The sequence below is a fragment of the Plantibacter sp. MPB07 genome, assembly GCF_046619465.1.
GTDB classification, from domain to species: Bacteria; Actinomycetota; Actinomycetes; order Actinomycetales; family Microbacteriaceae; genus Plantibacter; species Plantibacter auratus.
Genome location: NZ_CP177043.1, coordinates 1,360,850 through 1,380,823 on the forward strand (window position 1 = coordinate 1,360,850; position 19,974 = coordinate 1,380,823).

General features: G+C 67.0%; 19 protein-coding genes. 8 read left to right on the forward strand and 11 right to left on the reverse strand.

Features of this window, described 5'->3' with window-relative positions:
- Positions 1-88 precede the first annotated feature (88 nt).
- Complete coding sequence (locus ACLIME_RS06400) at positions 89-1,891, forward strand: GAF domain-containing protein (RefSeq protein ID WP_411558447.1); 1,803 nt, start codon at positions 89-91, stop codon at positions 1,889-1,891.
- Between the two features lie 30 nt (positions 1,892-1,921).
- Here the strand turns inward: ACLIME_RS06400 and solA are convergent, their stop codons facing one another.
- The 3 genes from solA to ACLIME_RS06415 all read right to left on the reverse strand — a co-directional run bounded on the left by solA (position 1,922) and on the right by ACLIME_RS06415 (position 5,469).
- Positions 1,922-3,082 (reverse strand): N-methyl-L-tryptophan oxidase, encoded by a 1,161-nt coding sequence (gene solA / locus ACLIME_RS06405; RefSeq protein WP_411558448.1) that lies wholly within the window; start codon positions 3,080-3,082, stop codon positions 1,922-1,924.
- A gap of 130 nt (positions 3,083-3,212) precedes the next feature.
- A complete protein-coding gene (locus tag ACLIME_RS06410; protein ID WP_411558449.1) occupies positions 3,213-4,916 on the reverse strand; it encodes an ABC1 kinase family protein in 1,704 nt (567 codons plus the stop codon).
- 61 nt (positions 4,917-4,977) lie between these two features.
- On the reverse strand, positions 4,978-5,469 hold the full coding sequence (locus ACLIME_RS06415) for a PadR family transcriptional regulator (RefSeq protein WP_124769454.1): 492 nt from the start codon (positions 5,467-5,469) through the stop codon (positions 4,978-4,980).
- A 199-nt stretch (positions 5,470-5,668) separates the two neighbouring features.
- Here ACLIME_RS06415 and ACLIME_RS06420 point away from each other — a divergent pair, with 199 nt between their 5' ends.
- Positions 5,669-6,541, forward strand: a complete 873-nt coding sequence (locus tag ACLIME_RS06420; protein WP_411558450.1) for an oxidoreductase — start codon at positions 5,669-5,671, stop codon at positions 6,539-6,541.
- Positions 6,542-6,562: 21 nt separating this feature from the next.
- Here the strand turns inward: ACLIME_RS06420 and ACLIME_RS06425 are convergent, their stop codons facing one another.
- Positions 6,563-7,048, reverse strand: coding sequence for a glutathione peroxidase (locus ACLIME_RS06425; protein WP_056005205.1), 486 nt, complete (start codon positions 7,046-7,048; stop codon positions 6,563-6,565).
- A 185-nt stretch (positions 7,049-7,233) separates the two neighbouring features.
- Here ACLIME_RS06425 and ACLIME_RS06430 point away from each other — a divergent pair, with 185 nt between their 5' ends.
- From ACLIME_RS06430 to ACLIME_RS06440, 3 genes are read left to right on the forward strand one after another with little or no spacing between them, the layout of a single operon-like run.
- Entirely contained in the window at positions 7,234-7,860 is a 627-nt protein-coding gene (locus ACLIME_RS06430) for a dihydrofolate reductase family protein (protein WP_411558451.1), read from the forward strand.
- Positions 7,857-9,269, forward strand: a complete 1,413-nt coding sequence (locus tag ACLIME_RS06435) for a flavin monoamine oxidase family protein (protein WP_411558452.1) — start codon at positions 7,857-7,859, stop codon at positions 9,267-9,269. The genes ACLIME_RS06430 and ACLIME_RS06435 overlap by 4 nt, the downstream gene beginning before the upstream one ends.
- 44 nt (positions 9,270-9,313) lie before the next feature.
- Positions 9,314-9,640 carry a YciI family protein gene (locus ACLIME_RS06440; RefSeq protein WP_411558453.1) on the forward strand — a complete coding sequence of 109 codons (327 nt, stop codon included), beginning with the start codon at positions 9,314-9,316 and terminating at the stop codon, positions 9,638-9,640.
- A 24-nt stretch (positions 9,641-9,664) separates the two neighbouring features.
- Here the strand turns inward: ACLIME_RS06440 and ACLIME_RS06445 are convergent, their stop codons facing one another.
- Both ACLIME_RS06445 and ACLIME_RS06450 read right to left on the reverse strand, forming a co-directional pair.
- On the reverse strand, positions 9,665-10,015 hold the full coding sequence (locus ACLIME_RS06445) for a hypothetical protein (protein WP_411558454.1): 351 nt from the start codon (positions 10,013-10,015) through the stop codon (positions 9,665-9,667).
- 663 nt (positions 10,016-10,678) lie between these two features.
- Entirely contained in the window at positions 10,679-11,668 is a 990-nt protein-coding gene (locus tag ACLIME_RS06450; protein WP_411558455.1) for a helix-turn-helix transcriptional regulator, read from the reverse strand.
- Positions 11,669-11,764: 96 nt separating this feature from the next.
- Here ACLIME_RS06450 and ACLIME_RS06455 point away from each other — a divergent pair, with 96 nt between their 5' ends.
- A complete protein-coding gene (locus tag ACLIME_RS06455; RefSeq protein ID WP_411558456.1) occupies positions 11,765-12,163 on the forward strand; it encodes a VOC family protein in 399 nt (132 codons plus the stop codon).
- A gap of 15 nt (positions 12,164-12,178) precedes the next feature.
- Here the strand turns inward: ACLIME_RS06455 and ACLIME_RS06460 are convergent, their stop codons facing one another.
- Positions 12,179-12,808: a TetR/AcrR family transcriptional regulator gene (locus tag ACLIME_RS06460; RefSeq protein WP_411558457.1), complete on the reverse strand. Its 630-nt coding sequence runs from the start codon at positions 12,806-12,808 to the stop codon at positions 12,179-12,181.
- An 87-nt stretch (positions 12,809-12,895) separates the two neighbouring features.
- Here ACLIME_RS06460 and ACLIME_RS06465 point away from each other — a divergent pair, with 87 nt between their 5' ends.
- Positions 12,896-13,858 carry a zinc-dependent alcohol dehydrogenase family protein gene (locus ACLIME_RS06465; protein ID WP_411558458.1) on the forward strand — a complete coding sequence of 321 codons (963 nt, stop codon included), beginning with the start codon at positions 12,896-12,898 and terminating at the stop codon, positions 13,856-13,858.
- A gap of 34 nt (positions 13,859-13,892) precedes the next feature.
- Here ACLIME_RS06465 and ACLIME_RS06470 read toward each other — a convergent pair whose 3' ends face one another.
- Positions 13,893-14,258 (reverse strand): DoxX family protein, encoded by a 366-nt coding sequence (locus ACLIME_RS06470; protein WP_411558459.1) that lies wholly within the window; start codon positions 14,256-14,258, stop codon positions 13,893-13,895.
- 119 nt (positions 14,259-14,377) lie between these two features.
- On the opposite strand from ACLIME_RS06470, the gene ACLIME_RS06475 reads away from it, so the two are divergent.
- Complete coding sequence (locus ACLIME_RS06475; protein WP_411558460.1) at positions 14,378-14,752, forward strand: winged helix-turn-helix transcriptional regulator; 375 nt, start codon at positions 14,378-14,380, stop codon at positions 14,750-14,752.
- Positions 14,753-15,143: 391 nt separating this feature from the next.
- Here ACLIME_RS06475 and ACLIME_RS06480 read toward each other — a convergent pair whose 3' ends face one another.
- From ACLIME_RS06480 to ACLIME_RS06490, 3 genes are read right to left on the reverse strand one after another with little or no spacing between them, the layout of a single operon-like run.
- Positions 15,144-17,558, reverse strand: a complete 2,415-nt coding sequence (locus tag ACLIME_RS06480) for an AAA family ATPase (protein WP_164486952.1) — start codon at positions 17,556-17,558, stop codon at positions 15,144-15,146.
- The gene (locus ACLIME_RS06485) at positions 17,551-18,123 is read right to left on the reverse strand and encodes a hypothetical protein (RefSeq protein ID WP_411558461.1); all 573 of its coding nucleotides are present in this window, start codon (positions 18,121-18,123) and stop codon (positions 17,551-17,553) included. Before ACLIME_RS06485 ends, ACLIME_RS06480 begins: the two co-directional genes overlap by 8 nt.
- Positions 18,123-19,883 (reverse strand): SIR2 family protein, encoded by a 1,761-nt coding sequence (locus tag ACLIME_RS06490; protein ID WP_411558462.1) that lies wholly within the window; start codon positions 19,881-19,883, stop codon positions 18,123-18,125. The genes ACLIME_RS06485 and ACLIME_RS06490 overlap by 1 nt, the downstream gene beginning before the upstream one ends.
- Positions 19,884-19,974: the final 91 nt, after the last annotated feature.

Below are 19,974 nucleotides of genomic sequence, written 5' to 3' on the forward strand. Positions count from 1 at the left end.
GTGGGCGGATCCCACACCCCGCTGGACCGGCCGTCGCCTTAGACTCCTGAGGGACCAGTCAGGAGACCCGATGCGAGAGCCTGCCGACGTGCGAACGGCCACCGACCTCGTCGACGCCGAACCCCACGACACCGAGCGGGAGCTGATCCGGCTGCGACGCCGCGAGCACGAGCTCTCAGCCCTGTTCTCGAGCGCCCGCGAACTGGCCGAGCTCCGCGACAGCGACGCCGTGCTCGCCAGACTCGTCCAGCGCGCCCACCAGATGATGGGCGTCGATCTGGCCTACCTGTCCGAGTTCGACCCGGTCACCCACGAGTTGCGCGTACGCGAGACGAGTGGCTCCGTCAGTCCGTCGTTCCAGACGCTGCGCGTCCCTCCCGGGCGCGGGCTCGCGAGCGTCGTCGTCGAATCGCGCACGGCCCAATGGGTCGCGGACTACTCCGACTACTCGACCGATCGACACGAGCGGGGCATCGACGACGCGGTCGCAGCGGAGGGGCTCGTCTCCCTGCTCGGCGTGCCGATGCTCACGAGTGATGACGTCCTCGGCGTCCTCTTCGTCGGCAACCGCGACCGGAAGGACTTCTCCCCCGACGAGGTCGCGCTCCTGGCGGCGCTCGCGGACCACGCCTCGGTGATCCTCCAGACCACGCAGACCCTCCGCGACCTGCAGGACTCCGAGGACGCCAGCCGACGGAACCTCGCGGACCTCACCGCCCACCTCGTCGAACGCGACCGGGCGAACACCGTCCACCAGGAACTCGTCCAGGCGGTCCTCGCCGGGGGCGGATTCGCACCCGTCGCGGACACGCTCGCGACGGCACTCGGCCGTGCGGTCGCCGTGACCGACGCGCAGGACCGGGTGATCGCGGCAGCCGGTCTCCCGCTCTCCCCCGGCATGCTCGACCTCGACGACGTCACGCGCGCGGCCATCACCGACAGCCGTCGCTCGGGCCACTGCGTCCTGGTCGCGAGCGGCGGTGTCGGAGCGGTCGCCGCCCTGTCCGCCGGCAGCCGGCACTTCGGCGCCCTCATCCTCGGTGACGGCGACTTCGAGCTCGGCGCCGTGGACCTCCGCACCGTCGAACGCGCGGCGCAGGTCGCGGCACTCCTCGAACTGCAGCAGGAGGCGGCTTCAGGCGCAGACCACCGGGTCCGCAGCGAACTCATCGCCGACCTCCTCGACGACGTGCCCGAACGCCGATCCGACGTCGAACGACGCGCCAGGCGCCTCGGCATCGACCTGCACGAACTCGACTCCCTGCTCCTCCTCGCCGTCCCCGGAGACCAGCAGACCACCGCCGCCCGAGCGCTCAGCCGCCGACTCGACGACCATGCGCTCGTCGGCGAGTACCGCGGGTACGTCGTCGCCGCACACGCCTCCGGCCGTCAGCCGCTCGACGCCGACGCCGTCCGCCGACACGTCGCCGGCAGCATCCAGCAACCCGTCGTCGCCGTCGTGCCCCGCACCGCACCCGACGCCCTCACCTCCGCGTTCACCAGCGCGATGCGCACCGCCAGACTCATCGCCGCACTGGAACTCTCGGACCTCACCGCATCGACCGACGACTTCCTGCCCTACTCCGCGATCTTCGACACCGATGCGCGGGCGCTCGCGGACTTCCTGCGCGACACCATCGGACTCGTCCGGCGCTACGACGCCGAGCGGAACGCCGACCTGCTCGGGACGCTGCGCGCGTTCGTGCGGAACAACGCGAGCCCCACCCGCACGGCGCGCGCCCTGAACTTCCACACGAACACGATCCTGCAGCGGCTCGACCGGCTCGACCAGGTCCTCGGAGCCTCCTGGCGCGAGGACGAGCGCATGTTCCGGCTCGGCATCGCCGTCCGCCTCGACGAGCTCCGCGAGCAGTTGCAGGCCGGACGGTAACCTGCAGCACTCGGACCGGCCCGCTCCGGATCAGCTCGCGGAGGTCGGCATCGGTGAGAGGCGGTCGGCGCTGCGGGCATGGGACGGGGCGAAGCTCGCGATGTGGTCGCTCGTCTCCCCGTCGAGCGCGAGCTCCGCGAGGATGCGTCCGAAGGCCGGCGTGAATTTGAAGCCGTGACCGGCGGCGAGGGCGACGATGACGTCCGGGTGCTCCTCGAGCGGGCCGAGGACGAAGTTCCGGTCCGGGGTGAGCGCGTACTGGCAGGTCACCGTGCGGAGCTGGGGGCCCGACGCCGGCACGAGGTCCGCCATGAAGTCGGCCAGCTGCCCGGTGAGCTCCGGCGACGGGACGAAGGTGCGCTCCGCCGGCGACATGCGGTTCTCCGAGACGTCGCGTGCGGCCTTCACCGTCGGTTCCCCGAAGGTCGGGAAGCCGTAGTAGCACTCCTCGTCCTCCCAGATCCACACCGGGAACCGCTCGCGATCGAGCTGCTCGGCGTCGGCCGGGCGGAAGTAGGTGACCTGCTCCTGCATGACGTCGAGTGGGATCGCCGCGCCGAGGGGTTCGAGCAGCTCGTTGGCCCAGGCATCGGCGGCCAGGACGACCTTGCCGGCACGCACCGGGCCGCCGGAGGTCTGCACCACGACGCCGGATCCATCAGGGGTCAGCGCGTCGACCCGGGTGCGGTCGCGGATGTCCGCACCGAGCGCCCGAGCACGGAGCTGCAGCGTCGCGACGGTGCGCGCCGCGTGGGCGATGCCGGTGTCGGCGGTGTAGACCGTCTCCACGTTCTCGGGGATCCGGAACTGCGGCCACCGCGCGTGCACCTCGGCCGGCGTCAGCAGCTCGTGCGGGACCCCGCACTCCTCCAGCGCCGCGGTGAAGTCGGTGGCCGAGTAGGGCCCGTCGACGGGCAGGAAGATGACCCCGCCGGTGATGGTGAGCAACCGCTCGCCCGACTCCTGCTCGAGGTCGGCCCAGTCACGGTACGCCGACTGCGCGAGTCGCACGCACTGCGGAGCGCCGTACGACGTCCGGATGATCCGCGAGGTGTCGTGCGAGGCGCCGCGGACGTGCCCGAGTTCGAACTGCTCGAAGGCGACGACCTTCGCGCCCCGACGGGCGAGGTGGTAGGCGGCGGCACTGCCGAGAGCTCCCATACCGACAACCGCGACGTCGAACGATTCCATCCGGTGGTGCTCCCTCGTGCTTGCCCGATCGATTCAGGCAAGTGTGCTGGAGCGCCGGAGACCGGCCTATGGACCGTTGATCCAGGTTTTCGCGTCAGGAGTGTGCCGTGGCGACGACCCCTCGCCGGGGTCAGCGCCCGCGGCGCCCCGAGAACAGTGCATGGAGGAGTGGCACGACGGAGACCACCATGAAGACGGTGCCGAGCACCGCGTCGTCGGCCCGGAGGACGGCACCCGCGACGAGCAGCGCGGCGAACAGCACGGCCGAGACGACCCGGCCCGTCGTGCGGTCGAGCCGCGCGATCCGCTGTTCCAGTCTCGGGTTGGTGGTCGCGACGGTGCCGGCTTCGACCCGCGTGATGACCGCGTCGAGACGCTTCGGCAGGCGGACGGCGACCGTGGCGATGTCGAGTGCCTCGCGACCGAGGTCCTGGACGACGTTGCCGCGTTCGTCACGGAGCAGCTGCGCGGCGTAGGGCTCGACGGAGTCCCAGAGGTTGAACTCGGGGTCGAGGGCGCTGCAGACACCGGAGGTGAGCGAGATCGCGCGGATGATGAGCAGGAAGTTCTCGGGGAGCTGGAACGGCAGCGTGCGGATGACCTCGCTGAACTGGTTGCCGAAGTCGCGGAACTCCTTCGGGTCGACGTCGCGCAGTTCCGCGAACCCCATGCCGCCGAAGCGTCCGAACAGCGCGGTCATGGCCCGCTCGAGCTCGGTCGTGTCGGCCGAGGGCAGGAGGACGCCGAGGTCGCGGATCGCGTCGACGAGGCCCTTGCCGTCGCGCGATGCGGCGGCGATGAGCAGCTTCCGGAGGCCGCGCCTCGTGGTCGGCGGGACCTCGCCCATCATCCCGAAGTCGATGAAGGTCAGCTTCCAGGGTCGCTCGCCCGGGGTGGCCTCGACGGGCGTCACGAAGATGTTGCCGGGATGCGGGTCGGCGTGGAAGAACCCGTTGGTGAAGAGCTGGTCGAACATGACGGCTGCGAACACGGGCGCCACGTCGACCGGGTCGATGCCGGCGGCGCGCAGAGCGTCCGCGTCGGTGATCTTGATGGCGGTGACGTCTTCGAGCGTCAGGACGCGCTGGGTCGTGCGCTCCCAGACCACCGCGGGCACGGAGACGCGGTCGTCGCCGGCGAAGTCGGCGGCGAACCGCTCGGAACTCGCGGCCTCATGGAGGTAGTCGATCTCCTCGAGGCTCGTCGCGGCGAACTCCTCGACGAGTGCGGGCATGTCGACGCGGTCGGAGACGAGCCGGACGCGGCGCAACCAGCCGCCCACCTTGCGCAGGGCGGCGAGGTCGACGGTGACGATCTCGTCAATGCCCGGCCGCTGGACCTTGAGCACGACGGCGTCGAGCCCCGTGTCCGCGGCGAGCGCCGGAGCGAGCAGGGCGCGGTGCGCCTGGCCGAGCGAGGCCGCTGCGACGGGGCTTTCGTCGATGCCGGCGAAGACCTGCGAGAGCGGCACGCGGAGTTCCGACTCGGCGAGCGCGCGGATGCGAGGGAAGGCGACGGGCGGGACTTCGTCCTGCAGGCCTTCGAGCTCCTTCGTGATCTCCGGCGGGAGCACGTCGAGGCGCGACGACATGAACTGGCCGACCTTGATCATGAGGCCGCCGAGGTCCACGGCGAGCACGTGGAACCGTCGTGCGAACTTCTGCATCCGACGCGTGCGGGTCCGCTCCGTCAGCTTGATGAGCCCGAACCGCGGCAGGACGATCTCGAACCACCAGGCGGCGGCCAGGTGCCAGCTCGCGAAGCGGAGGATGCGACGGTACCGGGCGCGCCCGTGAGCGGGCGGACCGGCAGGAACGCCGGCCCGCCCGCTCATGGGGAGCTCGCCGAAACGGGACGCAGAGTCGCTGGGCGTCCCGCCGGTCGACGACACTCGGTCAGTCCTGGGCGAGGATCGCGTAGAGGCGCTTGCGAGCTTCGTCGAGGATGGTGACGGCCTGCTGGACCTGCTCGGGCGTTCCGGTGCGGCCGACCTGGGCTGCGGCCTGGGCCAGCTCGACGCCGGCCTTCGGCAGAGCGGTGAAGCCGGGGTGCTCGGACGACTCGGCGTTCTGCCACGGAGCGGATGCGCCGGACTCGGCGACCTCGTCGCGACCGGCCTCGGTCAGTGCGTAGGTCTTGCGGCCGCCCGACTCCTCGGCCGTGATGATGCCCTCGTCGGACAGCAGCTGCAGCGTCGGGTAGACCGAGCCTGCGCTGGGCTTCCAGGAGCCGCCGCTGCGCTCCTCGATCTCGCGGATGATCTGGTAGCCGTGCATCGGCTGCTCGGCCAGGAGGGCCAGCACGGCGGAGCGGACGTCGCCGCGGCCGACGCGCGAGCCGGCGCTCTTCTCGAACTTCGAACGCAGCTGCTCCATCATCTGCCACATGCCGTCGGTACCGAAGCCGGCTCCGTTGCCGAAGCCTCCGCCGTTACCGAACCCGGCGCCACCGAATCCTGCGCCACCGCTTGGGAATCCACCCATGATTGCTCTCCTTCGTCGTACGTGAACGATGCTCAACGATATATCGGTGAAGCTGTGAACGATATGTGTAATCGGAAGATCGTGATGGCGTAACGTCGCCCTCATGAGCCCCTGGACCGCAGCAGACATCCCCGATCAGCACGGCCGCGTCGCGATCGTGACCGGCGCGAACAGCGGGATCGGCGCGGTCACGGCCCGCGAGCTCGCCGCCCACGGTGCCGCCGTGATCCTCGCCTGCCGCGATACGGACAAGGGCGCGCGGGCCGCGGCGACGATGACCGGCGACGTCGAGGTGCGGCAGCTGGATCTCGCCGACCTCGCGTCCGTCCGCCGATTCGCCGACGGCGTCGAGCGGGTCGACGTGCTGGTGAACAACGCCGGCGTCATGGCGGTTCCGGAACGACGCACGGCCGACGGCTTCGAGATGCAGATCGGCACGAACTTCCTCGGGCCCTTCGCACTCACCGGCCTCCTGATCGACCGCATCACCACGCGGGTCGTGACGCTGTCGAGTGCTGCACACCGCGCCGGCAAGATCGACCTGGCCGATCTCGATTGGCGCAACCGGACGTATCGGCGCTGGTCCGCCTATGGCCAGTCGAAGCTCGCCGACCTCATGTTCTCGGCCGAGCTGCAGCGACGCCTCACGGCGGAGGGTTCCTCGGTGCTGTCCGTGGCCGCACACCCCGGCTTCGCGTCGACCGAGCTCCAGTCCCACACCGAGTCCGCGCAGGGTCCGCTCCTCGCGTGGGGAACCAGGCTCCTCGGTCAGAGCGCTGAGATGGGTGCGCTTCCGACGCTCTACGCGGCGACGTCGCCCGATGTCGAGCCCGGCGGCTACTACGGTCCGAGCGGCTTCGGCGAGATGCGCGGCGGTCCGAAGCCCGTCGACCGGACCTCGGCGGCCCGCGACGAGCACGTCGCCGCCGAACTCTGGACGACGGCCGAGGCGCTCACCGGAGTCACCTACCGGTGAGCGCGCCCGGCCGTCCCGGCGTCACGCGGGAAGGCTCTCCTCGATCGCGGCGATGACCTCGGGGGCGTCCGGCTCGGTCGTCGGACGGAAGCGGTGCACGGTGCCGTCGGGCGCGATGAGGAACTTCTCGAAGTTCCACTTCACGTTGCCCGCCTTGCCGTTCGCGTCGGCGGTCTTCACGAGCTCCTGGTAGAGCGGGTGCCGGTTCCGGCCGTTGACCTTCACTTTGTCCATCATCGGGAAGGTGACGCCCCAGGTGGCCGAGCAGTATTCGGCGATCTTCTCGTTGTCGCCGAGCTCCTGCAGGAACTGGTTGCTCGGGAACCCGATCACCGTGAAGCCGCGGTCGGCGTACTCCTTCTGGAGTGCCTCGAGCTTCTCGTACTGCGGCGCGAGGCCGCAGCGGCTCGCGACGTTGACCACGAGTTTGGCCTTCCCGTCCCACTCCGCGAGGGTCGTGTCCCGGCCGTCGAGGGTGGTGACGGGGATGGTGTCCAGATCGGTCATGGTGTGATGCCTCTCATCTGTCGAACGACGTCCTGCCCGTGCACTGGTGTGCGCAAGCGGATCCACTCCGAACGCTACTCGCCCAGGACACGGCCGATGCCCTTTCGTCAGTGCGTTCTCAGCCGACAGCCGTTGACACCGCCTGCCGGCCGGTGGATCGTGAGTGCAGCAGATCGGAGCAGGACATGGGACGCATCCACATCGACCTCTTCATGACCCTCGACGGCGTCGCTCAGGCGCCGGGTGGGCCGGAGGAGGACCCCAGTGACGGGTTCGCGTTCGGCGGCTGGCAGGCACCGCTCATCGACGAGGTCGACGGTGAGCAGATCGACGCCGGCATGGTGGGCATGGACGCCCTCCTGCTCGGGCGCCGGACCTACGACATTTTCGCCGGATACTGGCCGCACCAGGAGGGTGGCCAGGACGACGGCATCGCCAGGCTCTTCAACCGACTGCCGAAGTACGTCGCGTCACGCGAGCCGAGGGAGCTGGGGTGGGGGAACTCGACGCAACTCGGACCGGACCTCCCCCAGGCCGTTCGAGCACTCCGCGAGCGCCATGCGCAGATCCACGTCATCGGCAGCCTCGACCTCGTGCAGACCCTGCTCGCCGACGCACTCTTCGATCAGCTGAACCTCTGGGTGTACCCGATCACGCTCGGCACCGGGAAGCGGGTCTTCGCCACCGGCACCGTGCCGTCCTCGCTGCGCCTGCTCGGCCCGGCGACCACCTCCCCCGCAGGGACGGTCCACCTCAGGTACGAACGGATCGACGGCACACCGGCCACCGGCGACATGGGCGACCCGCGATGAGCGCGTCGGACGAGGCATCGGCGCAGACGCCCGAAGCCGACACCCGCTTCGACACGGTCGTCGTCGGTGCCGGCGTCGCCGGGCTCGTCGCCGCACGACTCCTCGCGGCCGCCGGACGAACCGTGGTCGTCGTCGAGGCCCGTGACCGGGTCGGCGGGCGGGTGTCGACCGAGCGTCGCTGCGGTCAGGTGACCGATCTCGGCGCATCGTGGGTGCACGGGGTGAATGACAGTGCGGTCGCCGCGGCAGCCGACGCGTTCGGCATGCGGACGGTCGAGTTCACCGTCGGCGGCTACCAGCCGGACAGCCGGCCGATCGCGTACTACGGACCCGACGGCGAGCGCCTGTCGGACGCCGAGGCTCGCGGCTTCGCCGAGGACGTCCACGCCCTCGACGCGACGCTGCTCGGTGTCGTCACCGAGTCCGCACCGGACGCGTCCTACCGTGACGTGACCGAGGCGGCGCTCGCGCTGCAGGACTGGGACGCCGAGCGGGTGCAGCGGGTCCGCGAGTACCTGGAGCATCGTTCGGAGGAGCAGTACGGCGCGTGGATCGAGGACCTCGCGGCCCACGGGCTCGACGACGACGCGATCGACGGTGACGAGGTCGTGTTCCCCGACGGGTACGACGTGCTCCCCCGGAAACTGGCCGAGGGGCTCGACGTGCACCTCGAGCACGTGGTGACGAATGTGCGGTGGTCTGCACAGGGCGTCGAGGTCACCGCCCAGGGGCCGACTGGTGAGGTGGTGCTGCATGCGGGCTCGGTTGTGGTGACGGTGCCGGTCGGGGTGCTGCAGTCGGAGGAGATCAGGATCGATCCCCCGCTGCCGGAGCCGGTCGCCGGTGCGCTCGCCCGGTTGCGGATGAACGCGTTCGAGAAGGTCTTCCTCCGGTTCGAGCGGCGATTCTGGGACGACGACGTCTACGCGATTCGACAGCAAGGCCCGGAGAGTCGACGCTGGCACTCCTGGTACGACCTCACGACGGCGCACGGATCACCGACGTTGCTGACGTTCGCCGCCGGCCCGACGGCCGCGGAGATCCGGGACTGGGACGAGTCGCGCGTCGTCGAGTCGATCCTCGAGCAGCTGCGGCGCCTGTACGGCGACCGCGTCGGGGAGCCGACGGAGGTGCACGTCACCCGGTGGCAGGACGACCCGTTCTCCCGCGGGTCCTACGCCTATATGACCGTCGGCTCGACGACGGACGACCACGATGCCCTCGCGACCCCGGTCGGCGGCGTCCTGCATCTCGCGGGTGAGGCGACGTGGACCGACGACCCCGCAACGGTGACGGCGGCATTCCACTCCGGCCACCGGGCGGCGGAGCGCGTCCTCGGTCAGTCGATCCCGATCGACACCCTCTGGCTCGACGAGAGCGCAGTACCAGTCGTCAACCAGCTCAGATAACGACCACGAGTGCGCTCTCGAGAGCGTCGAATGAGAGGAACCGTATGCGATTCATGATGTTCGTCCTCACGGACCCGGTGCCCGACGAGCCCACCGATGACTCCGACGTCGACCTCTGGGTCCAGGAGCTCGACACGACGGGACGTCGTCTCCTCGGCGACGTGCTCGATCCGGGCGAGGCGCGCGGCGTCCGTGTCCGCGCCGGCGAGCGCCTCGTCACCAACGGCCCGACCCCAGGAGCGACCGACACGCTCTGGGGCTTCGACATCCTCGAGTGCGCCGACCTCGACGAGGCCATCGACATCGCGGCCCGCCACCCGATGGCCCGCAACGGCCGCCTGGAGCTGCGCCCGTTCCCTGCAACGAGCTGAACGGCACGCTGTCGAGACCGGGGGTCAGTACTCGCGCATCTCGTAGAACGGCAGATCGTTGCAGCCTGCCTCCAGTGCGTCCATCCGCCGCTCCGTGGGTGTATCGAGTAGTCGCTCCAGCGGCGAGTTCGAAGCCCCTGCGGCGATCGCATCACACGTGGCGACGGCACGGAAGTGGGCCGGGTAGATGAAGATCGCCAAGACGATCGCAGCAAGGCTGAAAAGCAACAGCCCTGGATCGATGCCCCGTTCCTTCCGCTTGAGTTGGAATCCGACCCCGGCGATGATCGCTGCGATCGGCGCGAAGAGGGCACCCGCAATGACGACACCCCCGAGCAAGCCGACAAGGGCGAGCCACACCTCTGGATTCCGCATTCGAACCTCCATGGGTTCCGATGCAGCTGATGCTCCTACCGCGCCATGGCATCGACAACCCCCAAGGCGGGGGGGGCAGCTGGCGAGCTGAGCGGTCCTCACGCCGACCAGGGTCCTCGGCATCGGTCGAAGCATCGCCACCGACCTCGCCCGGGCTGGCGTCGCGGTCCTCCAGCCCGTGCGTTCGACCACGAGGGGCGAACACCTCGTCGAGCCGGTGGGGTGTCTCCAGCAACCTGTCCCCCCTGCTTCTCCCCCACCAATCTGTTGGCCGCCCAACCGGGCATGGGTCGCCAGCGGGACACCGGAGCCCGTCGCGTGGTCACCCTGCTCTCACGCCTCGGCGCCGCAGGCACGGTGTCGAGTGACGCGCAGCCTGCGCTCATGGCCGCAACGGCTTCGACCGCACGAAGCGACGAGTTCTACGGCCAGGTCCGGACCATCGGCGGCCGCCCCGCGCTCCTCCCGCCCCTGTGTCCGCCGATGCGGAACCTGGATGACGCCCAGAGGCTCTGGGACGAGTCCGAGCGGCTCATCGGTGGGTGCGCCCGCGTCTGCCCCGCCGGCCAGTTGTTCGAGTGCCCCGATACGCGCCGCGCCCGCGGCGATCGCGTCGACCAGGCCACCGGTCGCCCGCGTCGAGACGGTCCGCATCGTCGCGCGCTACTCGGCGACGGGCCGCTGCTCAGCACCGCCAGCGATGCGGAACATCCGCGTCGCCGTCGCGCGCACGAGCTCGCGGAGATCCTCGGGCTCGTCGACGATCACCGCATGATCTCCCAGCCCGGCGATCACCGCTGGGAACCAGTCGAGGCGTTTAGCTCGGATCGAGACCCGATGCCAGGCAGGTGCGTCCTCGATCGACTCCACGACGGCCACGCTCTCCGGGAAATGGGCCCGTATCCGCGGGACGCTCGCCTGGATGCGCAACCGGACGTGCCATCGGTAGTCCGCTCCCGCGAAGCGATCGACGAGTGGAGGGCGCTCCGCTCGAGCAACCGGGCCTGGGAAGACCCCGGGCAGCGTCCGCGCCGATCGGATGCGGTCGACCCGGAAGGTGCGCTCCTCCGCTCGCTCGACGTCGAACGCGTCCAGGTACCAACGACCGGCATGGACGAGCAGGTCGAACGGATGCACCGTGCGACGCGATGGCGTGTCCTCCGCGTCGCGGTAGCGAAGTTCGAGGGGACGTCTCGCTCGGAGCGCATCCGACACGGTGAGCAGGACGCCGGCGTCGGGCACGTGGACGCGCGACGGGCTCAGCACTGTGGCCCGCATGACCGCCTCGACGCGTTCAACGGATGCGGCCGGGAGGGAACGCCGGACCTTCGCGAGGGCGATCTGCGCTGCGACGTCCGGGGAGTCCGAGGACGATTGAGCCTCACTCAAGCCGAGGAAGACGGCGACCGCTTCCTCATCAGTGAGCATGATCGGCGACACCCGTCGGCCGACGCCGAGGCGGTACCCGCCGTAGCGACCGCGCACCGATTCGATCGGGACATCCATGTCCACGAGACGCTGCACGGAGCGGCGCACAGTCCGTTCGTCCACGCCCAACCGCTCGGCGAGCTCTGGCACGCTGCGGATCTCCGCCGACTGCAGCAACTCGAGCAGCTGCAGCGCTCGAGCAGTCGGCGAGCCGGCATGTCCCATCTCATGAGAATACCGGGCGGAAACAGTCCGGCATTGGCTCTATCGTCATCACCGCCACCGCACCCGCGGGAAACACCACCAGCCAAGGAGACACGCATGCAAGTCGCAGCCACCCGGATCATCACTGACGACGTCGACACCCTGGTCGAGTTCTACGAGCGGGTCACCGGTGCGACCGCGACACGATTGCACCCACTGTTCGCCGAGGTGCGCACCGACACCGGCACGCTCGCCATCGCCAGTTCAGCGACCATCCCACTGTTGGGCGAGGACGCCGCCGCACCGCGAGCCAACCGATCCGTCATCCTCGATCTGCTCGTCGATGACGTCGACGCGGTCTACACGACACTCCAGGGCGTCGTGGAGACGTTCGTGAACGAGCCGACGACCATGCCGTGGGGTAACCGATCGCTGCTGTTCCGCGACCCCGACGGCAACCTCGTCAACGTCTTCACCCCGACCACGGCTGACGCAAGCAAGCGGGTCGCATCGTGAACCTGGACGTGCGGCCTACGCCGGGATGACGCTCGGGATGAGTCGTGGCGCTGGAGGAAGCGGTCCGTGCCGGTCTGACGCACGCAGTCCGTCGATCACGAGCGCGGCGTAGCGTCGTGCAGCTCGGACGCGCTCCGTCTCCGTCGTACGTGAGAGTCCGCGAGCCGCGAGCAGGACCACGAGGAAGTCGTCGAGGACGAAGTCCGGGCGCAGCGCGCCGACGTCGATGGCACGACGAGCGACGGCGGTGATCGCCCGCACGGCCTGTTCACGCTGGGTCCGGAAGTCGACGGCATCGGGGTAGGCGGCGAGGAACGCGTCCGTGAACCCCTGGTTCCGGGCATTGAGGACCAAAACCTCCTCGATGATGCTGCGGAATCCACGCCAGGGGTCGACGTCCGCGAGGGCGTCGACCACGATCGAGCGGCAGGCGTCGAGCTCGTTCACGAAGGCGGCTCTGACGAGATCGGCTTTGGTCGGGAACCGTCGGTAGAGGGTGGCCGGCCCGACACCGGCTCGGCGGGCGATCTCCCGCATCGTCACGTGGAGGCCGTCGGTCCCGAACAGGTCGCGGGCTGCCGCGAGGACGCGGTCACGGTTCTCCTGCGCGTCGGAACGCAGGTTCTGAGGCAGTGTCTCGGACATGTGTCTCACATTACTCAAGTGGACGGGTGCGTCCGTTACGTTTCGGGAGGCGGGTCAGATCCCCCCGCCGCGAAACGGAGTGCACCCATGCGCGCAGTGATCATCCGGACCTTCGGTGACCCGAGTGGGATGGAGGTGGCGGACCTACCCGTCCCCACGCCCGGGGCCGGTGAGGTCCTCGTTCGAACGGAGGCCGCAGGCGTCGGCGGGGTCGACGTCGTGATCCGCCGGGGCGGGATCGCCGAAGCCGCCCGCGACTCGGGCATGATCCCGGGGGGTGAAGCCGCCGGCGTCATCACCGCGACCGGGCCCGACGTCGACCCCGCATGGGTCGGTCGACGGGTCTGGGCGTTCACGGGAACCTCGGGCGCGTACGCCGAGTACGTGATCGCGCGAGCCGACGAGATCGTCGAGCTGCCGTCCGACCTGACGTCCGTCCAGGCGGTGACGCTGGGCAGCGCGTTCCCGGTCGCACACTTCGCGCTTGAACGCGCTCGCCTGGCCGAGGGCGAATCCGTCCTCGTGCGCGGGGCCGCCGGGAGTATCGGCCTGGCCGGCGTCGAGCTGGCCGCTCGTGCCGGTGCCGGCGTCATCGCCGTCACCACCTCGTCCTCCGAACGCGGGGAACGTCTGCGGGCGTTCGGTGCAACCCACGTGCTCGACCGCTCCGGCACAGGCGATGCGGACGCCCCGGCGGAGTTCGACGTCATCCTCGACATCGTCGGCGGGCCCAACCTCCCCCGGTTCATCGAGCGGCTCTCGCCGAACGGCCGCCTGATCGCCGTGGGCGTGGTGGGCGGGTTCCCGCCCGCGGACTTCGGCACGGCGCTCCTGGCCGGCTTCCGCCGATCGATCACCTTCGGAACCCTGAGCCTCGACACCGTGCCGCGCGAGGAACTCGCCCGGGTGCGAGCCGAGGTGTTCGACGACGCCGTCCGAGGCACGCTCTCACCGGTGGTCCACGACACCCTGCCGCTGAGCGACGCAGCCGAGGCACACCGTCTCATGGACGCCGGGGACGTGTTCGGGCGCATCGTGCTCGTCCCCTGAGTCGGCTGACGAGGCAGGCACCGATCCGCCACCGCTACAGCCAGATCGTCGCCAGCCAGATCTCGACGGCGGCGAGCACCAGCAGAGCGACGTTCAGCCCGAGTACCCGGATCTCGCCGCGACGTAGGTGCAGGGTGATGCCACCGATCTGCACGAGGACCAGTCCGACCGCCGCAGCGACGCTCAACCAGGTGACGACGCCCACGAGCGGGGGCAGGATGAGGCCGACCACACCCAACACTTCGAGCAGTCCGATCACTCGAACCGCCGAGAGCGGCATGCCGTCGACCCACGCCATCATCGGGCGGAGCTGCTCGGCAGAGCGGACGAGCTTCATGCCGCCCGAGTACAGGTACAGGACCGCGAGCAGTCCTGCGACGATCCAGTAGGCGATGACCATGTGCAACCTCCGAGTGCGTGTGTGCGTTGATGGTTACGATGGGTAACCGACGCAAGTGTGGACCGGATCGGACCGGCGTACAAAAGGCACACGCGTGTGACCGAGCCGCGAGGGGTGCCGTGCTCCGCTACCAGAGGCTGTGTTCCGTCCGGGGCGACCAGGGCAAGGCCATCCGCTCACTCCTGGACCGCATCGCCGACAAGTGGGCGCTCCTCCTCATCGCGACGCTCCATGACGGCCCGTTCCGGTTCACCGAGCTCGAGCAGCGCATCCCGGGCATCTCCCGACGCATGCTCACCCTCACCCTCAGGAACCTCGAGCGCGACGGGCTCGTCACCCGCACCACCTTCGCGGAGGTGCCACCACGGGTCGAGTACGAGTTGACGGACCTCGCGCAGTCGCTCATCCCCCATGCGGTGGCACTCGCCGAGTGGGCCGGCGAGCACGTCCCCGTGATCGAAGCGAGCCGAACGGCATACGACGAGCGGTTCTGACCGCCTACCCGCGCTGCGGGCCAACGAAAAAGTCCCGGAAACCAGTTGGTTTCCGGGACTTCATGGTCGGGCTGACAGGATTTGAATCTGCGACCCCTTGACCCCCAAGCGCCAAAGCATCGCTCCCAGCCGGCTCGACCTGGGTAGGCATTTCAGAAGAATGCTCTGTGCATTACGCGCAAGCGATCCAGCGACCCCCTCGTGAACTCAGATCTTGATCTGCCGTGTAAAACACTTCTAGATCAGTGCGTGCAGAATCGTTAGCTAGCGCCTCTGCACTGCCCCGCACAAACAACCGTGACTCCGTCGACCAATCGCACTTTGAAGGCTCTGAGCAACATGGTGAGCCTGGTTCCCATCTGAAGGGAAGGAACCGATCAAATTGTTTGATCTATCCCGCGATCGCTACGTCCGGAACCCAGGAGTGGCGGTTGATCCCTTGATCTTCATCGTCCGCACGCTCTCCGAGCTCAATTGTAATCAATTCGTCGCCCGCGTATGCCGGGCTGAGCTCCAGGGCAAGATAATCAAACAGCTCGCGCTCGTGAACAGCGATGATGACTTGCCTGCCGTTCTGCTTCGAGAGCAGACGGATGAGTCCAGCAAACTGCGCTACGTGAACCTCGTCCATCGCCTGAACTGGATCATCGAAGACAAGGCACGGCACGACGGGTTGCACGGCAAGGTGGAGCGCGAGGAACAATGACAGCGCGGCGGTGTTCAGATTTCCAGCAGAGAGCATCATTTGGGGTGGGCCACCCGCCTCACCGTTTCGGTGAGTCGTCTCTAGATTGATGTCAAAGGTCTTCTTGGTTGCGCTGGGGACTCCAAATCTTGGTATAAATCCCTCGTTCGGGGCAAGTCTGGTGAACACGGTCTTCCAGACCTCATTGAGGGATTCAGTGAAGACTCGATGGACGATTTCAGTTCGAGTCTTTGTAACGGCCTCACGAACCTCTCTCGCGATTCCCTGACGCCGTTTCGCCTCCGTGATTCGATCGTCCCATTGCTTTTTGCGCTCTGCGGCCTCAGCGACACTTTGTACGACGGCCTGCTCGCGTTCGATCACAGCTGCAAGGCTCGCCGCCGCGTCTATCGCATCCTGGTAGTGGTTGGCCTTATCGGCGAGCTGGGAGACCCTCGCCTTCGCAGTTTTGAGCAAGTCATTGCACACTGACTGGAAAGAAACGGAGGTTGATTCCACGGTGACGTTGAGGAGGACGGCATATTTGTCGAGTTCCCTCCTGATGTAAGTGTCTTCAGAACCCGCGGCCTCAAGCTCGCGAAGTGTCTGCTGAAGACCACGAACGCTCTGCGTGAGCTCTGCCCCGTTGGACTTCGCTGTTTCAATACCTGCGGCCGCGGATGCCAGCTGCAAAAGCGTCGAGTGCCGCTGCTGGAGTACCTGGCGCTGCTCGGCAGACATGCTCTGCCCAGTGAGCTGAGTGTGTTCAACCTCCAGCCGAGACACCTTTGCCGCAAGTTCGTCACGGTCGGCGCGCAATTTGACGAGTTGCTGCCCGTGGCTTGTGAGTTCGTCTAGCTTGGCGTCTACATGAGCTCGGAGGCTATGCCTACGAATCTCTGTGATGTCTCGATCACAGATCGGGCAAATGTTGCTTGCCTCGACAACGCTTCGGAGCGCGGTCAACCCCTCTACGAGCGCGCTTGAGTTCTCGTGCGCGTCCGAGAGGCGCTTCTGAAGCGCCTCTAGCTCGGCGCGACCGGCACCCAGTTCGGCACCGACCGCCTCAGCTCTCACCTCAACCTCTGCTCCGGCTTCGAGTTGTTTGACGACTAAGTGGGTGGCGTGCTGCACCGCGGTACTGGGTCCGACTCGGAGATCTACGCCGACGGCTTGGGCTTCCCGCTCCCAAGCGTCGATACCTGACCTGTCGGTACGCTCCCAATCGTCCTTGGCAGCAATTGCGGAAGCCAAGGCCGCGCGTGTCTCTTCGATCCGTTGTGTGGTCGGACGTTCGACCGACGCAGCAATGCGACCGCCCAAAGCGACGAGCTCCTGATGAACCCTCTCTGCGACGGCAAACTCGTCGGCGGTGGTGTCTTCTTTGGTCGCTCGTCGCACGCGCTCCATAAGCTCGATATCAGTATCGCCGACGGCGGGTCCGAGGTCGAGCTCGATGAGGACGTCTCGTGTGGCTTGCCGAGCGCTGGCAGCCTCCGCGCGGACATCGGTTCGCAATCCAGTCTTTTCTTTCAGATCCGCGGCTGCCGCTTTCGCCTCACGATCAGCCTCGTCGACACCTGCCGCTAGCTTCTTGAGTAATCTGAAGTCACTCGCATCACTGAGCCCACTAAGGAGTGCGTCGAGCTTCTCTAGTCCAAGAAGCTCGTTCACGAACTTCTCAAGTGCAGTCTGCTCACTGCCTTCTCGAGCTTGATATAGATCCAGAAGACGACCCAGCGATGACTGATCCAGGTAGCACCGCTCGGCGTAGAACTTTGAAGCTGCGTGATTTAGTGCCGGAGCACCTTCCAGCCGTGAACCGCTGACGGTCAGGGGAACTCCTGGCGTGCCGCCTTGTAGGTGCTGGGCAATATCCACCCGCACCGTTGCGTACGACTGTCCGAGGAACGGCAGATGCGCGCGGTAACGATCTGAATGACGTTCCATGCTCCGAATCTCGCCGGTCAGTGCGAGCTCCAGCGCGGAGAGGAGGCTGGTTTTTCCTGTGCCATTTGGGCCGTGGATGAGAATTACAGGCGCGTCTAGAGGGAATTCTCGAGTTCCTTCGATTCGTCGGAAGTCGGAAACCGTCAGGCTACGGATTGGAACATCACTCATCGTCCTCCTCCAAGTCATCGTGCCACTCAACTCCGGCGTTCACGTAACGGCGCAGTCTCTCTCGTACCGCCTCCGCACCATCGACGGCAGCCCTGACCAGTGCGATGTGATCTGGGGTGTCCTTCGACATGCCAAGGGTTGCCATCACCTCGTTCACCGGGTCGTTTCCGTGAACGAGATCAGTGTTCGGCAGTTTCAACGGGAGCAGAACCGCAATTGCTTCCTCGACCTCCGAGACGCTGGGTAACGAGGAGCCAACGGAGAGCACCCGCGCGTAGCGTTCTAGCTCGACCCGGTCGCCCGCAGCAATCGCCCCCAGGAAAACGAGACTCACGGGCCGCCGCGACGAGGCGAGGTCAAGAGACCGCGCCAAACCAGCCACCAGACGTTGAAGTCGCCGTGTAGGAACTTGATCGGTCATGATCAGCACAAGGTCGTGCGAACTGCCAGTCCCACGAGCTGCTGCTTCGAAGTCGAACTCCGTACCGACGACGGTTAGGGGCTTAGGAAGCTTCTCGAAACCTGCTTTTTCCAAGACTGTGAGAACATCCGAAATACCTGCCATCATAAGCCCCCTGCGAGCTTGAACGCCTCGTACAGCTCATCGGGCGATGCCGTGCCGGCCACACCCGATGCAACGCTAAACCGCCCTGCTCCAGGCCTACCGCCCCGGCCGAAGCGCCCCCTCGGCGACCGAGTTTGAACGGGTGGCTCCTCGTCTGCCATGACAATCAGAACGTCAGGGTCGCCGGCATCAAACGAGCCATCCACCTCAAGCTGCGTCAATGCGGCGCTGTCCTTTACAAAGAACACCCGCGTGTTCCTCTCGGATGTGGCCAAGCGCAAAACTCCGTCCTGCGGCAAGCTGCTATCTCCCGTGGAAGCCGACCACTGCCCTGAGGCAAGTCCTCGACCGACCAATGACAACGCAACGCCGAGTCGACCAAACTGCCGAGCCGGAAAATCGGGATCCAAGACCGCCTGAGCAGCTGGACGAGCAGACAACGGCTCATAACGACCACTTCGCGGAGCTGGAATCTGCCCAGTCCGAAACACTGCTAGCGCCAAGTTGACGACATCGACAATCCGAGCGGCAAAGGCACGTTGATGCCCCAGACGCTCCTCAGACTCAACTGCCTCAGGATGAGCAGGGTCGGCATGTATCGCTACCAAGTCCCTGAGACTGCGGAGATCATCCTGCAGCTGCTGAACAGCGGCATCCCCCCAGGTTTCCTGCACCTCCGGCTGAACCCAGAAGCTGAGCTTCTCAGTAAGCGAGGCGAGCACCAAGGCGAGCAAGGTGGGCTTACCGTAGGCGCCTAGAAGGGCAGACTGGGCGATCGCGGCTGCGTTGCCCTGGTAGCTCGAACCATATGTGATCTTGAGCAGGTTGCGGTGATACGCCTCAAGCTGCTCCTCGCTGAGAACCACGGGCGGCGGGGACGCCGGCCAAGGCCGAGCGAGGTCCTGGATAGCACCAGCAAACACGGTGTGGAGATTCGCGTCCTGTGCTGACAGACCCAGCATCAACGTCAACCGGTCCGTGTAGAGCACCTCAAGGTGCTTGCGCATCGACCGATTCTCCGGCTGCTCAGTCCAACGCGAAATCTGCGACTCGCGCGCAACTAGGAGTTGCCGGTACTCGCCCTGATTATCTCGGGCGCGAACCGCGCAGCCGTGGAACTTGATGATCTCGATCGAGGGCCCCGCGTTACGGAAGTCATCGGGTTTTACAGCAACGCGAACTCGGGACTCGAACGCCGGCGTCAGTTCAGCCAAGGCTTTCTCCAGAAGTCCATCCCAGTTGGCAGTAACGGCAGACGAAACGAGCCCCTCCAACATGAGAATGGCGATGCAGTAATGCTCGACGTCCGGAACGAGGTCCGGTGCCCCGTAGGTGTTGGGAACATCGAGCGCGGTCCACACCAGGTAGTCGTCAGGATTCGAGTCACCCACCGAAACGTCAAGCACCTGCGAGTAGTTCGTTATGAGTGTCGAGACGATTCGCTCGCGCAAGGGCCAACTCGTGAATGTGGTTGAGAAGTCGAGGGTGTCCAGCTCCTCACGTCGCAAGGCGGCGAGTCGCAACACTTCGTTGAGCGCGGTCCGGTATTCACAGTCGTCGTCGCCGATGTCAATGTTCACCCGAAGGTGTTCGACGACGCTGGTGAGCAATTCAGCGACGTTCTTTACCCTGTCGCGCGAGATGCCCGAACCCAACCAGAGGACGTACTGACCCTCATTGAAGGCGGTGTTGAAGCCTGAGAACGCGGTGTGAAGCTTCTCGAGAAGGGCTACAACCGTGCGCGCCGGCCCCACTGTCATCCGTCCCCCTTCACTCGAAGCACTTCCGTGCCAAGCGGATTGTCCAGCATGCTGATGCGCCTCATGACTACCTTGCCATGCGCAGACAGAC